Raw genomic sequence first — 14,111 nt, 5'->3', positions numbered from 1 at the left:
GTTACACTTCGCTCTACGAATCCCAAAGTTCATCGAAACATGACGACACCCGATTTCCAGACACCGACACGCGCGCCTTCCGATGCCCCCTTCGCTCCTCCATCTTCACCGCTGACTCAGCAACGGGTCGATGACGAACCGTTGCGGCTGGTCACGAGCTTTAACGACATCTTCGTCGTCATCGCTTCATGGCTGCTCTCGTTCGGCACGGTGTGGCTCACGGCATCGCTGCCTTCGTGGCTGCAGATGCTCATCGCCGCCGCCATCACGTGGGGACTCTCGGAGATCTTCGTGCGACGTCGCCGCATGGCCCTGCCCGCGCTCTGCTTTTCGTTCAGCTTCGTGAGCACGGCTGCAATGCTCGGTTTCGGGAACGCTTCGCTGCTGCATCAGGGTGGAGAAAGCGTACGTGCATCGATGAGCTGGTGGACGCTCGTCGGCACCTGCGTCTGCACGGCGCTCGGCGCCGCCCTCTTCTGGTGGCGCTTCCGCGTTCCTGCAGTCATTGCCATGGGCGTCGCGGGCGTTGTCGCCGTCGTGTGGGCGCACGTGCTGGTACTCACCGAGAACGATGGCTGGTTGCTGGTGGCCAACGTCGTCGTCGGGTTGGCGATCTTCATCTGGGCACTGCGCTGGGATGCGCAGGATCCGCAACGCACGACCATCCGCTCCGACGTCGCGTTCTGGCTTCACCTGCTCGCCGCCTGCATGGTCACGCATCCGATCTTCTGGATGCTCGCACCGAATCACCCTGGCGCGGTCATCGCCGTGTTCGTGCTGCTCACGGCCGTGTCGCTCGCCATCGACCGTCGCGCGCTGATGCTGTCGTCGCTGCTGTACGTCATGAGCGCCATCTTGCGGATGTTCATGACGCCTGCCGCGAACGGCGACGAACTTTACACGCACTCCAGCATGTCGCTGCCAGCCACGTCCGTGATCGTCGGCGGCGTGCTTCTGTTGCTTTCGGTGTTCTGGCAACCGTCGCGTCGAGCCGTGCTTCGCCTGCTGCCATCGGCATGGCGCGCAAAATTGCCACATTGAAACGCATCTGACGTCAAAAGCTAAAAGGCCACACCGGATTCGACCCGGCGCGGCCTTTTTTCATCTCACGCTCATCTCACCCGTATCACTGAACCGTCACGCGCTCCAGCACCTTCATGTAGTGGTCGAGCGGCGGCGTCTGCATCCCTGCGACCTTCGCGCGGTCGTCCCAGCGACGCAGGCGAAGTGCCGCATCGGCGTGCTCGCGCGCGAGAAACGTCTTCGCTTCGTCGTCACTGAACACCCCCCCTTGCAGGGCGAGACTGCGCACCGAATCTACCGACAGCTTGCCGTAGTACTCGGGATCGATCGCGCAAAGGCAACGCTTGGCGTCCACATGCAAACGGATCGGATCGAGGACCGCGTCGCTGAAGAGCGGTCTGAGGAACGGCAACGCGAAGTACTGGTGCAGATCGTCGATGCCACGCTCGGTGGGCGTTTCGCCCTGAAGATTGAGCAGATGACCGAGATCGTGAAGGAAGCTGGCGGCGACGAGCGCCTCGTCGGCGCCCTCGCTCTCGGCAAGCGCGCCGCTTTGCAGCGCGTGCTCGAGTTGGGTGACAGGTTCGCCGCTGTATGCGATCGAACCGAATTTATCGAACAGGGTGCGGATGTCCGGCAGGCTCAGGGCCATCGTGAGAACTCTCGTTGTCGTCGCGAGAATCGGGGGCAGCCCTGGCAGCGGCCGTCGCGACATCGGCAAACGCCGCCAGTTTCGACGCCTTCGTTTCCTTCGGCGTCTTCATATCCTTATTGTCTTTGCCGTCCTTGGCTTCCTTCGGTTTGTCGCGCATGCGGCTCTTGCGCAGCGCGCCCGCATCGTCGAGCACCGGATACGCCGTCGAGCAGAACAGTGAGTTCAGGCGCTTCATGTCGCTGATGATGTCCAGATGCAGCGAGGACGTCTCGATACTCTGCACCGACTGGCCCGCCAGACGATTCAGGTGGGTGTACGAATACGCACGCTCCAGATCGCGGAAGCTTTCCTTCTCGGCCATCAGCCGCTGGGCGCTTCGCAGATCGGTATTCAGGAACACCGACAAGCCGAGTTGCAGGTTCGTCACCAGCCGCGCGTGCATGTCGCAAATTTCCTGCAAACCGGCCTCCGAGAACGACAGCTTGTGCGAGATCTTCTTCTCCTCGACCTCCACTACCATGCGCTCGATGATGTCGCCCGCATGCTCCAGATTGATCGTGAGCGAGATGATGTCCGTCCAGCGGCGGCTGTCCTGCTCGCTGAGGTTCTCGCGCGACACGCGCGTCAGGTACATCTTCACGGCGGTGTAGAGATGATCGACGTCGTCGTCCAGACGGCGTGTCTCTCTGGCGCGCGCCACGTCGTTACTCTTGATGACGTAAAGCAACCCGTTGAGCATCTGTTCGATGAGGTCGCCCATGCGCAACGTTTCGCGCGTGGCATTGGCCAGCGCCACCGAAGGCATTTCCAGCGCGCTCTCGTCGAGATGTCGGGCACGCGTCACACCGTCCGCCTCCGGCTTTTCTGCCAGCAGCCGCACGCACAGACGCGCCATCGGCTCGGTGAACGCGAGGCAGACGAGACAGCGAACGAGGTTGTACAGCACGTGGAAGTTGACGACAGCTTGTGCGGGGGCGTCCGAGAGCCAGTTCACCAGCATCGGTGCGTAATCGACGAACGGCAGCACGATCAGGCAGCCGATCAGCTTGAAGATGAGGCTGCCGAACACCACACGACGGCCCGCTGCGTTCTGACCGGCCGACGTCAGCATCGCCAGCATGCCGCTGCCGAGGTTCGCACCGATTACGAGACACAGCGCCACTTTGAGCGAGATGACGCCGGAAGACGCCAGCGTCGCCGTCAGCAGCACGGCGGCGAGGCTCGAATACGACACCATCGCGAAGAGCGCACCGATCAGCGTGTCGAGCATCACATCGCCCGTCAGCGAACCGAACAGCACCTTCACCCCGGCGGCTTCGGTCATCGGCGTGGTCGCGCCCACGATCAGCTGCAACGCCAGGATGATCAGCCCGAGGCCGATAGACACGCGTCCCAACTGGCCTGCACGCGTTTGTTTTCGTGAGAGGAAGAAGATGACGCCGAAGAAGATCAGCAGCGGCGAGAGCCAGTGCAGATCGAACGTCAGAATCCGCGCCATGAGGGCGGTACCGACGTCGGCCCCCAGCATGATCGACAGGGCGGGTGCCAGCGCGATCAGCCCTTGCGCGCCGAACGATGACACGATGAGCGCCGTCGCGTTACTGCTCTGCACCAGGCCCGTGACGAGCACGCCAGCCGCAAAGGCGAGGAAGCGGTTCGAGATGCTGTGCGACAGAATGCGTCGCAGGTCGGCACCGTAGACGCGCAGGACCCCGGTACGCACAATGTGCGTCCCCCAGATCAGCATCGCCACGCCGGAAAGTAAGTTGAGCAGAGTCAGCATGCCAGTGTTCCGTGATCTTATTGTCGACGGGACAGGCAGCGCTTCGCGCCGCCAACATGACGCGTACACCGGTTTGCCAAACCGGCATCCCGCGTCAGTCCAACACTGGCGTCGGGATGCGTATGAAGTTCACGCGTCATGCGAATCCCCAATCGACACACCGTACACCAATTTGACCAGCGCAACAATCCTGTCATCAAATTGTCACAATTTTTGCGCTGGTTCTGCTACGCCTCGCTCACACGCCCCACGGCAAGGTGAAAGTCTTGGTGTTCGTGAAGCTTTTCATCGCCTCCTGAACCCCTTCCTTATAGCCAAGTCCGGAGTCCTTGATACCACCGAACGGCGTCAGTTCGATGCGATACCCTGGCACTTCCCACACGTTGACCGTCCCGACCTGCAATTCGTTGGTAAAGCGCGTCACATAATCAAGCCGGTTCGTGCAAACGCCGGAGGACAGGCCGAACGCGGTGCCGTTGGAGATGGCGATGGCTTCGTCGATGCTGCCGAACGTGATGATCGGCGACACCGGCCCGAAGGTCTCTTCGCGCACCACCGTCATCTTCGGGTCAACGCGGTCGATCACCGTCGGCGAATACAGCGCACCCTCGCGCTTGTTGCCGACCAGCAGACGCGCGCCCTGCGACACCGCTTCGTTCACGCGCGACTCGAACAGGCGCGCGGCCGCTTCGTCGATCACCGTGCCCATGTCGTTGTCGCCATCGGCCGGATCGCCGTACTTCCACGCACGGGTCTTCTCGACCACGAGTTCGGTGAACTGCGCGGCGATGTCCTTGTGCACCAGCATCCGCTTGACCGCAGTGCAGCGCTGACCCGAGTTCTTGTACGACCCTTGCACCGCGAGATCGGTGGCGCGTTCCAGATCGGCGTCCTCCATCACGATCAGCGGGTCGTTGCCGCCCAGCTCCAGCACGATGCGGCGATAACCCGCCTTGGACGCAATGTACTTGCCGATCGACACGCCGCCCGTGAACGTGATCATGTCGATGTTCTCGTTCGTGATCAGCTCGTCGGCAATCTCCATCGGATCGCCCGTGATCACTTGCAGCATCTCCGGCGGCAGACCGGCTTCGTACAGTGTGTCGGCCAGATAGAAAGCCGAGAGCGGCACCTTCTCGGACGGCTTGAGCACCATCCGGTTATTCGTCGCAATCGACGGCGCGACCTTGTGGGCCACCTGATTCATGGGGTGATTGAACGGCGTGATAGCCGCAATCGCGCCCAGCAGCGGCTCGCGCTGCGTGACCACACGACGCTTCTTGCCGTGCGGTGTGAGATCGCATGAGAACGCCTGTCCGTCGTCCTTGAGCGCTTCACCTGCGGCGAAACCCAGCACGTCGGCGACGCGGCCGATTTCGTAGACGGCGTCTTTCTTGCAGAGCCCCGATTCCATCGTAATGATGGCCGCCGCCTCCGCAGTGCGTGCGCGCAACAGTGCGGCCGCCTTCTCCAGAATGTTGGCGCGCTCGAAACGCGTGAGCGTGGAGCGGTACTGCTTGGCGATCGAGAACGCGCGACGCACATCGTCGAGCGAGGCTTTCGGCACGGTGCCGACCAGATCGCCCGAATACGGATTGAAAACTTCGATGATCCGTTCGCGGGTCACTTTTTCGCCACCGATGCGAAGCGCTTCGGCGCGGAACTCGGGGTGCAGCTTGTGCGGCGCGTTCATGGGGTTCTCCACTGCGTCTCTAACTGGACAGGGGCCGGGTCGTTCGAACGTTCTGAGGTTCGCTCGACCCTGGCGCTAATGCTCTGCTCTTGGGTCAGACGTCAATCCAACGTGGCTCAAACGTGATTGAGTGCCACATCGAGAATGTCGAAGTTGCGAAGTCGCGCCTTGCCCGGAATCCCTTCGGTCTTGCGATTGAAGAGCAACGGCACCGTCTGCTCCGAGATACCACCGTGCGAGCGCAGCGGCACCGTCAGTCCCGACAGATCGTGGCGGCTCGCGCTGGTGCCCAGCACCACCGACTGGTCGCTTACGACCACAAGATCGCCCACGCGATCGGGCGGCAACTCGAAACGTGCGCAGGCCTCGGCATTGGTCAGCACAACTTCAATGCCCGGCAGCGCGGCGATGCGTGCGCGAATGGCGTCGCGATCCGCGTCTTTCGGTAGATAGATCGTGGCGTAGGAGCCGAGCGCACCGTGGTGCACCACGTACGGATCGGTAATCGGCAGGATCACGCGCGCACCGCCCGCTTCCACGCCCTTGCCGAACCAGTCGTCGAGCAGGTCTTGCAGATAGATGACGTTGGGCTGACCGGTCTTCGGATCGTGCTTGGCGTTCATGCCGTGATCGGCCGTCAGCCCGATGACCGCGCCCAGTTCGTCCATCCGCGCGAGGTACTTGTCCATCATCGCGTAGAAGGCGTTCGCGCCGTCCGTGCCCGGGGCCCACTTGTGCTGGATGTAGTCCGTCGTCGAGAGATACATCAGGTCGATGTGACGCGTCTCCAGCAGGCGCACGCCCGCCGCGAACACGAACTCCGAGAGTTCTGCGCTGTAGACGTCCGGCACCGGCATGCCGACGAGGTCGACCACGTCTTCGATGCCGTTCTCTTCGAGCGTGACCTGATCGGCCTTCTCCGACGAGAAGCAGATGCCCTTCATGCGATAGCCGAGCAACTTACGCAGCTTGTCCTTGGCGGTCACGACGGCGAGGCTCGCGCCCGCATCGGCAGCCGCTGCAAACACGGTGCCCGCACGCAGGTAGGCAGGGTCATTCATCATGACTTCCGCGCCACGACCGCCGTTGGCGGCCGGATCGAAGAAGTAGTTGCCGCAGATACCGTGCACGGCGGGGGGCGCGCCGGTCACGATCGACAGGTTGTTCGGGTTGGTGAACGACGGCACGACACAGTCGCCCTGGAAGACGGCGCCCTCAGCGAGCAAGCGCTTCAGATAGGGCGCAACGCCTGCGGCGGCAGCGGCTTCGATGTATTCGAACTGGCAACCGTCGACGCATACGATGACGGTCGGTTGCTTCGGCAGGCGGTACTGACGGCCGTTCACTTGAATCTGTGCGGGCTGGTTCACGTCGGTTCTCCTCAATAACCACTCGGTTGACCGTAATGGGCATCGCGCTTCGTGCGATGGCCTGCATGCGGCCCAAATATCAACAAGACAAATCCTTGGCCCTCAAGGGCTTTGCGCCGGTCGCGCTTAGCCCGCCTTCGCCTGCGGCGCAGCCCCCGAGGCACCGGGCGTACGCGCGAGCATTTCGCGAATACGCGTACGGCCTCGCACCAGGTGATCGCGCGTAACTTGCGCGGCACGCTCGGGATCGCGCGACGCAATCGCGCTCACGATATCCCGGTGTTCACGCTCCGACTTCGGCGGCGCGGACGAGTCGCCCGTCAGCGCTTCGTGACGGAACAGGCTCAGTTCCTTGACCAGACGGCGATACGTTTCCAGCAACTTGCGGTTGCCGACCATCTCGACGAGCGCGTCGTGAAACGCCAGGTTCAGTTGGTAGTAGCCCTCGCTGTCGCCTGTTTCCACTGCGTGATGCATCGCTTCAACGGATTCACGCAAGCGCGTGAGTTGCGCGGATGTGATCACCTCGGCCAGCGTGCGGGCGACGTACTCGTCGAGCACCCCACGCAGCGCGTAAATCTCTTCGGCCTCTTCAATCGAGATAACCCGCACGAAGACGCCGCGATTCTTTTCGGTACGCAGCAGTCCTGCCTCTTCGAGTGCCCGGAACGCCTCGCGCACCGGACCGCGCGACACGCCAAGGCTGCCGGCGACCTCGATCTCGTTGAGCTTGGTCCCGGGTGTGAGCGTGCCCGCCATGATCTGACGCTCGATTTCGTGCTGGACGAGCGTGGTGAGCGACTGGCTCTGCAACAACTCGATTGCGGTTGGCGACGTGGGCTTCGGGGTCATACCGGCCTTCCCTTTTTCAAAACTGTGCTCTGGACATTGATGCCATCGCGCGACGTCGGCGCCTTCGCACCGGACCACAAACCGCCGCTCCATCGGGACTTGGCAATTTGTGGCATCACGTGATTATTTTTGTTGTTGACATTCAAGCACAGCAATTTGTAGATTGTCAACAAAACACATCCGACATTGCAGACAGATTTTGCAACACCGTCGGGTCGAGTCGATTGCGGCAACGACAAAACCCTATCTGAATCAATGATTTCCATACTATTGGAGGTATTTGACGAGCAGATGACAAAAGCCAAGGGTTTCAAGAAAACGACATAATTTGCCAATATTATGCAACAAATCGCCTCACAGAAGGCTGTCGAGTGTACTTACAACGCGACCCTGATCGCGACCCACAGGAGCCATCCATGAATTCATCATTGCGCCGTGCCATGCGCGCTGCCGCCGTCCTCGCCGCAGGACTCGTCTGCGCTGCACAGGCCGGTCACGCGCTCGCGAAGACCACGTTGACCGTCTATACCGCGTGGGAAGTCGAGGTCATGCGTCCGTACGCCGAAGCGTTCCAGAAGGCGAATCCGGACATCGAGATCAAGTACGTGCGCGACTCCACTGGCGTAGTCACCGCCAAGGTGCTCGCGGAAAAGGCCAACCCGCAGGCAGATGTGATCGCGGGGCTTGCCGCGTCGAGTCTCGAACTCATCAAGCAGGAAGGCCTGCTCACGCCGTACGCCCCCAAGGGTTTCGATCAGCTCACGCGCGCCTATAGCGACAAGGCGAATCCGCCATCGTGGGTCGGCCTCGACGTGTGGGGCGCGACCGTCTGCTTCAACACGGTGGAAGCGGCCAAGCGCAATCTGCCAAAGCCCACGTCGTGGGAGGACCTCGCCAAGCCCATCTATAAGGGGATGATCGTGATGCCCAACCCGGCCACGTCCGGCACAGGCTTTCTCGACGTCACAGCCTGGTTGCAGATGTTCGGCAAGGACGGCGGCTGGAAGTACATGGACGCGCTGGACAAGAACATCGTCAAGTACACGCACTCGGGCTCGAAGCCGTGTCGTGACGCCGGCGCAGGCGAGTACCCGATCGGCATCTCGTTCGAATTCAATGCGCATCGCACCAAGGCTGCGGGCGCGCCCATCGATCTCGTGTTCCCCAAGGAAGGGCTGGGCTACGACATCGAAGCCGCGGGCATCGTGAAGACGACCAAGAAGCTCGACGCCGCCAAGCGTTACATGGACTGGCTCGCGAGCAAGGAAGCCAACGAGATGTACGCGAAGGACTGGGCCATCGTGGCTTACCCGGGCGTGGCGAAGAAGTTCGAGACCATTCCAGCCAACTACCCCGACATGCTCGTGAAAAATGACTTCACGGACATTGCGAAGAGCCGCGAGTCGGTGCTTGCCGAGTGGCAGAAACGCTACGGCGCGAAGTCGGAGAAGAAGTGACGACGTGATGACGCAGCGTGCGGCCCGAAACAAGCGCGCCGCACGCGCACTCACGCACACCGGCACAACCATGCAGGAGGTCTCCCGAATGAGCGACGACACGTATCTCCACCTAGCAGGCATCCACAAGCGCTTCGACAGCACCGTTGTGCTGCATGACATTCATCTCACCGTGCGGCGCGGCGAAATGCTCTGCTTCCTCGGTCCGTCGGGCTGCGGCAAGACCACGCTGTTGCGCATCATCGCCGGGCTGGAGGCGCAGACGCAGGGCACGCTGTCGCAAAACGGACGGGACATCTCGTCGTTGCCGCCGATGCAGCGCGATTACGGCATCGTCTTCCAGTCGTACGCACTCTTTCCGAATCTGAGCGTCGCGCAAAACGTGGCGTACGGACTGACGAACCGTCGCGTGCCGCGCGCCGAGCGCGGCGCGCGCGTGGCCGAACTGCTGGCGATGGTCGGGTTACCCGATGCAGGCGCCAAGTTTCCCGGTCAGCTCTCCGGCGGTCAGCAACAACGCATTGCGATTGCACGGGCACTCGCAACCTCGCCCGGCCTGTTGCTGCTCGACGAACCGCTATCCGCGCTCGACGCCCGCGTGCGCGTGCGCCTGCGCAGCGAGATCCGTGCGCTGCAACAACGGCTGGGCATCACCACGATTCTCGTCACTCACGATCAGGAAGAAGCGTTGTCGATGGCCGACCGCATCGTCGTGATGAACAACGGCGTCATCGAACAGGTTGGCACGCCCGGCGAGATCTATCAGCATCCGGCCACGCCGTTCGTCGCGGACTTCGTGGGCAAGACGAACATCCTCCCCGCGCGTCTGGGCGACGCAGGACGCGTTCACGTCGGTCAGTACGAGCTGACGTGCGGCACGCTCAACGGCTGCCACTCGGGCGAAGACATTCGCGTCTTCTTCCGGCCGGAGGACGTGCGCGTGCGCGATCTGGACGACCTCGACGACACCGCCAACGTGTTCGACGGCAACGTCGAGAAGATCGAGTTTCTCGGCGCCTTCTCGCGCGTGACGCTGCGCATGCACGCCTGTGACCACGCGCTCTACGCCGACCTTTCGCCTGCGGACATGCAGGCCCTGCAACCGGCGACTGGCGGCGCGTTGCGCTTCTCGGTCCCGAGCGCCGCCGTGCGCGTCTTCCGTCAGGGGTAGCCACGATGAGTTCCCTAAGTTCAGCAGGCTCGACACTGACGGCCAACCCGCAAGGTCACAGCGCGTCAGCATCGCCCACGACGGCGGATCGTCCGCCGCCGTCAGCGGTGCGTCCGGTGAGGCTCGCCTCGCACTGGACGGATCGCCTCGCGCAAGCGTTGCTGCTGGTGGCTGCAGCGGCCGGTGTGCTTTTTCTGCTCGCGCCCATGGCCGCGATTCTCGTCAAGAGCGTGCAGGACAACGACGGACACTTCGTCGGTCTTCGACACTTTCGCGAGTACTTCCACTCCCCTGCGCTCTTCGGCTCGATCTGGAACAGCGTATGGATCTCGATGGTGACGACCTGCATTACTGTTCCGCTCGCTTTCATCTTTGCGTACGCGCTCACGCGCAGCTGCATCCGTCACAAGACGCTGCTGCGCAACATTGCGCTGATTCCGATTCTCGGCCCGACGTTGCTGCCCGCCATCTCGTTCATCTTCTGGTTCGGCAATCAGGGACTGCTCCGTCCGTTCATGGGCGACGTGGACATCTACGGCCCGCTGGGCATCGTGATGTCGCTCGTGAACGCCACGTTCCCGCATGCGCTGATGATTCTGATCACGGCGCTCTCGCTCACCGACGCGCGGCTGTATGAGGCGGCCGACGCGCTCGGCACCCCTGCATTGCGACGCTTTCTCACGATTACGCTGCCCGGCGCGAAGTATGGGGTCATCAGCGCTGCGATGATCGTCTTCACTTACGCGATATCGGACTTCGGTATTCCCAAGGTGATTGGCGGTGACTTCAATGTGCTGGCCACCGACATCTACAAGCTGGTGATTGGACAGCAGGACTTCTCCAAGGGTGCGGTCGTCGGGCTGGTGCTGCTGGTACCCGTCGGCATAACGTATCTGGTGGACTCGGTCGTACAGCGCAAGCAGCAGGCGCTGCTCTCCGCGCGCGCGGTGCCCTATGTGCCGAAGCCCTCACGCGGATTCGACTGGCTCATGGCGACGATGTGCTGGGGGATGGCCGCGATCATGCTCGCAATTCTGGGCATGGCGGTGTACGCGTCGTTCGTGAAGTTCTGGCCGTACAACTTCAGTCTGTCGCTCGGCCACTATCGCTTCGGGCTGATCGAAAGCGGTGCAGTGGACTCGTACGTCAACAGCTTGCAGATGGCGTTCTGGTGCGCCGTGTGGGGAACAGCGGCGATCTTCGTCATCGCCTACCTGCTTGAGAAGACGCGTGGCATGGCGTGGGTGCGCGGCTTCATCCGCATGATGGCGGTGCTGCCGATGGGCGTGCCGGGGCTGGTGCTGGGTCTGGGCTATATCTTTTTCTTCGTCTCCGAGGCAAACCCGCTGCACAACCTGTACGGCACGCTTGCCATTCTGGTGATCGTCAACGTCGTGCATTACTACTCGTCGAGTCACCTCACGGCCGTCACCGCGCTCAAACAGATCGACCCCGAGTTCGAATATGTGTCGGCGTCGCTCAAGGTGCCCTTCTATCGCACATTCTGGCGCGTGTCCGCGCCGATCTGCCTGCCGTCGATCATCGACATCAGCCGCTATCTCTTCGTCAACGCCATGACGACGGTCTCCGCCGTCGTCTTCCTTTACTCCGCAGATACGTCGCTCGCGTCGGTCGCCATCGTCAACATGGATGAGACCGGGTCCATCGGACCCGCCGCCGCGATGGCCACGCTCGTGGTGCTCACGTCGATGCTGGTCTGCCTGCTCTATCACGGCGTGCAGATCGTGGTGGAACGCTACACGCAGGCGTGGCGTCGGCCGTCCGGGAAGGTGCCGGGTACGCGGAACGGACATTGAAGTTGGTTTTGGTCGCTCATTTTGCTGACTCATTTCGGTAGTTTCCCCGCTTAATAGGAGGCGGTCATGATTCTCGGTCAGGAACCGATTCTGCTCACCCCCGGCCCGCTCACCACGTCGCCGGCCACCCGACAGGCCATGCTGCGCGACTGGGGTTCGTGGGACGCCCAGTTCAACCGCATCACCGCGTCGCTGTGCCGCGATCTGGTGGACATCGTGCACGGTGGCGACGAATACGTCTGCGTCCCGCTGCAAGGTTCCGGAACGTTCTCCGTCGAAGCGGCCATCGGTACGCTCACGCCGCGCAACGCCCGCATTCTCGTGCCGGATAACGGTGCGTACTGCCAGCGCATTCTGAAGATCTGCCGCTATCTGGGCCGCGACGCCGTCGCCCTGCCCATCCCCGAAGATCAGGCAGCCAGCGCGGCGGCTATCGACGAAGCGCTCTCGCGCGATCCGTCGATTACGCACGTCGCACAGGTCCATCTCGAAACCGGCGCGGGCGTGCTGAACCCGCTGGCCGACATCGCACGGGTCTGCCAGAAGCACGGCAAGGGGCTGATCGTCGACGCGATGAGTTCGTTCGGCGCGGTGGAAATCGATGTGCGTTCGATGCCGTTCGACGCGTTGATCGCCGCGAGCGGCAAGTGTCTCGAAGGCGTGCCGGGCATGGGCTTCGTCATTGCGAAGAAGACGGTGCTCGAAGCGAGCGGCGGCAACAGTCACTCGCTGGCGATGGACTTGCACGACCAGTACACGTACATGCAGAAGACTACGCAATGGCGCTTCACACCGCCGACGCACGTGGTCGCCGCGCTGCGTGCCGCCGTCGATCAGTTCCTCGCCGAGGGCGGACAGCCGGTTCGCGGCGGGCGCTACCAGAAGAACTGCCGTGCATTGGTGGACGGCATGGCGTCGCTGGGCTTCCGTCCATTCCTCGAAGCAGAGGTACAAGCGCCAGTCATCGTGACGTTCCATGCGCCAACCGACAGCAAGTACGACTTCAAGGCGTTCTACGCGGCCGTGCGCGAGCGCGGTTACATCCTCTACCCCGGCAAGCTCACCCAGATCGAGACGTTCCGCGTCGGCTGCATCGGTGCCATCGACGACAACGAGATGCGTAACGTCGTCACGGCGATCTCGCAGTCGCTGGCGTCGCTGGGCATTCGTCAGGTCGCGCCGCTCACGCGCGCTGCGTAGGTAGCAACACGTCGTTGTTCGTCGTCTTCCATCGTGTGTCGGCGAGTGACCCAAGCGGTCGCTCGCCGTCGATGATTCAGGGAATCGTCCGACACTTTGCTTTTCTTGCGGCGCTGCAATGGCGTCGCCTAATGCTTTACAAGGCCGCGCATGGTCTTGATTCCCCTGCCAAATCCCGCGTCCCGCAATGTCATTCGGCGGGCCTCGTCAGCGCCATGTCGCCCTTTCTGCACTCCATGCCATGGGGAACCGGAGCACGATGAACAAGCACCTCTATCGATTGGTCTGGCGGCATTGCCGGGCTTCATGCCGACGAACAGTCACACGGTGTCACGTTCTCCACCGCCGGCCTGCGCGGTGAGATCCCCTTTGCCACCGGAGCCGGGTTGGTGGCGGCAGGACGCCTGCGGTCTTCACCGTGGGGGGCGTGCCGATTGCCCGTGACGCAGCGGTCGTCAGCGCGGGTATCGATGCTTTCGTCGGCGATGCCATCACGCTCGGCGTGAGCTATTCGGGTCAGTTTGGCGGCAAGGTCAGCGACAACTCGGTGTACGGCAACGTCAATTGGCGCTTCTGATGCGTCCTGTCGTGGGGACTCGCCTGTAACGAGCGCGTCCGGTAAGCTCCGAAGTATTGCGCGCCCGCTCAGCGCGAGCGGCGCGCGCTCACTCGATCACTACCGGAGGCCGTCCCCCATGCCGTCCTACAACATTCGCTTCAAGCGCGTCTACGACGCCCCCGACGCTGCCGACGGCCAGCGTGTTCTCGCCGACCGCCTCTGGCCGCGCGGGTTAGCCAAGGTCAAAGCGCACATCGACTTCTGGGCAAAGGACGTCACGCCGAGTACACCGCTTCGCAAGTGGTTTCACGAGCATCCCGAGGCGTTCGCGGCGTTCCGTACTCGCTTCCTCGAAGAGCTTTCGACATTGGAAGCCGACCACAACGCGATGCTTACCGAGTTGCGCACGCGTCTGACCGAAGGCCCGGTCACGTTACTCACGGCCGCACATCGACTGGAAGACGACGAAGCACATACGCACCTTCACGTCCTCCGTGACTTTCTTGAGTCGCGTTGAGGACTTACAAAGTT

At 62.4% G+C, this 14,111-nt stretch carries 12 protein-coding genes; 7 read left to right on the top strand and 5 right to left on the bottom strand.

Annotated features, from left to right (window positions below):
- The first annotated feature begins 39 nt into the window (after positions 1–39).
- The gene (locus PAN31117_RS01885) at positions 40–1,041 is read left to right on the top strand and encodes a hypothetical protein (RefSeq protein WP_150736678.1); all 1,002 of its coding nucleotides are present in this window, start codon (positions 40–42) and stop codon (positions 1,039–1,041) included.
- 85 nt (positions 1,042–1,126) lie between these two features.
- Here the strand turns inward: PAN31117_RS01885 and PAN31117_RS01880 are convergent, their stop codons facing one another.
- The 5 genes from PAN31117_RS01880 to PAN31117_RS01860 form a co-directional block, all read right to left on the bottom strand.
- Positions 1,127–1,675, bottom strand: a complete 549-nt coding sequence (locus PAN31117_RS01880; RefSeq protein ID WP_150736677.1) for a phosphonate degradation HD-domain oxygenase — start codon at positions 1,673–1,675, stop codon at positions 1,127–1,129.
- The gene (locus tag PAN31117_RS01875) at positions 1,635–3,461 is read right to left on the bottom strand and encodes a Na/Pi cotransporter family protein (RefSeq protein WP_150736676.1); all 1,827 of its coding nucleotides are present in this window, start codon (positions 3,459–3,461) and stop codon (positions 1,635–1,637) included. Before PAN31117_RS01875 ends, PAN31117_RS01880 begins: the two co-directional genes overlap by 41 nt.
- A 238-nt stretch (positions 3,462–3,699) precedes the next feature.
- Positions 3,700–5,154 (bottom strand): phosphonoacetaldehyde dehydrogenase, encoded by a 1,455-nt coding sequence (gene phnY / locus PAN31117_RS01870; protein WP_150736675.1) that lies wholly within the window; start codon positions 5,152–5,154, stop codon positions 3,700–3,702.
- 116 nt (positions 5,155–5,270) lie between these two features.
- The gene (phnA, locus tag PAN31117_RS01865; protein WP_150736674.1) at positions 5,271–6,524 is read right to left on the bottom strand and encodes a phosphonoacetate hydrolase; all 1,254 of its coding nucleotides are present in this window, start codon (positions 6,522–6,524) and stop codon (positions 5,271–5,273) included.
- 126 nt (positions 6,525–6,650) lie between these two features.
- The gene (locus PAN31117_RS01860; protein WP_150736673.1) at positions 6,651–7,376 is read right to left on the bottom strand and encodes a phosphonate utilization associated transcriptional regulator; all 726 of its coding nucleotides are present in this window, start codon (positions 7,374–7,376) and stop codon (positions 6,651–6,653) included.
- Between the two features lie 416 nt (positions 7,377–7,792).
- Here PAN31117_RS01860 and PAN31117_RS01855 point away from each other — a divergent pair, with 416 nt between their 5' ends.
- From PAN31117_RS01855 to PAN31117_RS01830, 6 genes are all read left to right on the top strand, one after another.
- Positions 7,793–8,833: a putative 2-aminoethylphosphonate ABC transporter substrate-binding protein gene (locus tag PAN31117_RS01855; protein WP_150665372.1), complete on the top strand. Its 1,041-nt coding sequence runs from the start codon at positions 7,793–7,795 to the stop codon at positions 8,831–8,833.
- Between the two features lie 88 nt (positions 8,834–8,921).
- Positions 8,922–10,004, top strand: coding sequence for a putative 2-aminoethylphosphonate ABC transporter ATP-binding protein (locus tag PAN31117_RS01850; RefSeq protein ID WP_150736672.1), 1,083 nt, complete (start codon positions 8,922–8,924; stop codon positions 10,002–10,004).
- 5 nt (positions 10,005–10,009) lie between these two features.
- Entirely contained in the window at positions 10,010–11,821 is a 1,812-nt protein-coding gene (locus PAN31117_RS01845; RefSeq protein ID WP_150736671.1) for a putative 2-aminoethylphosphonate ABC transporter permease subunit, read from the top strand.
- Between the two features lie 66 nt (positions 11,822–11,887).
- Positions 11,888–13,021, top strand: coding sequence for a 2-aminoethylphosphonate--pyruvate transaminase (locus tag PAN31117_RS01840; RefSeq protein ID WP_150736670.1), 1,134 nt, complete (start codon positions 11,888–11,890; stop codon positions 13,019–13,021).
- A gap of 427 nt (positions 13,022–13,448) precedes the next feature.
- Positions 13,449–13,598, top strand: a complete 150-nt coding sequence (locus PAN31117_RS01835) for an autotransporter outer membrane beta-barrel domain-containing protein (RefSeq protein WP_174990762.1) — start codon at positions 13,449–13,451, stop codon at positions 13,596–13,598.
- A gap of 118 nt (positions 13,599–13,716) precedes the next feature.
- Positions 13,717–14,097, top strand: coding sequence for a DUF488 domain-containing protein (locus PAN31117_RS01830; RefSeq protein WP_150736668.1), 381 nt, complete (start codon positions 13,717–13,719; stop codon positions 14,095–14,097).
- Positions 14,098–14,111 lie beyond the last annotated feature (14 nt).

The sequence above is a fragment of the Pandoraea anapnoica genome, from assembly GCF_902459765.1.
Taxonomy (GTDB): domain Bacteria; phylum Pseudomonadota; class Gammaproteobacteria; order Burkholderiales; family Burkholderiaceae; genus Pandoraea; species Pandoraea anapnoica.
Note: the sequence above shows the minus strand (reverse complement) of the source record. Positions and strands in the feature narration are given on the sequence as shown.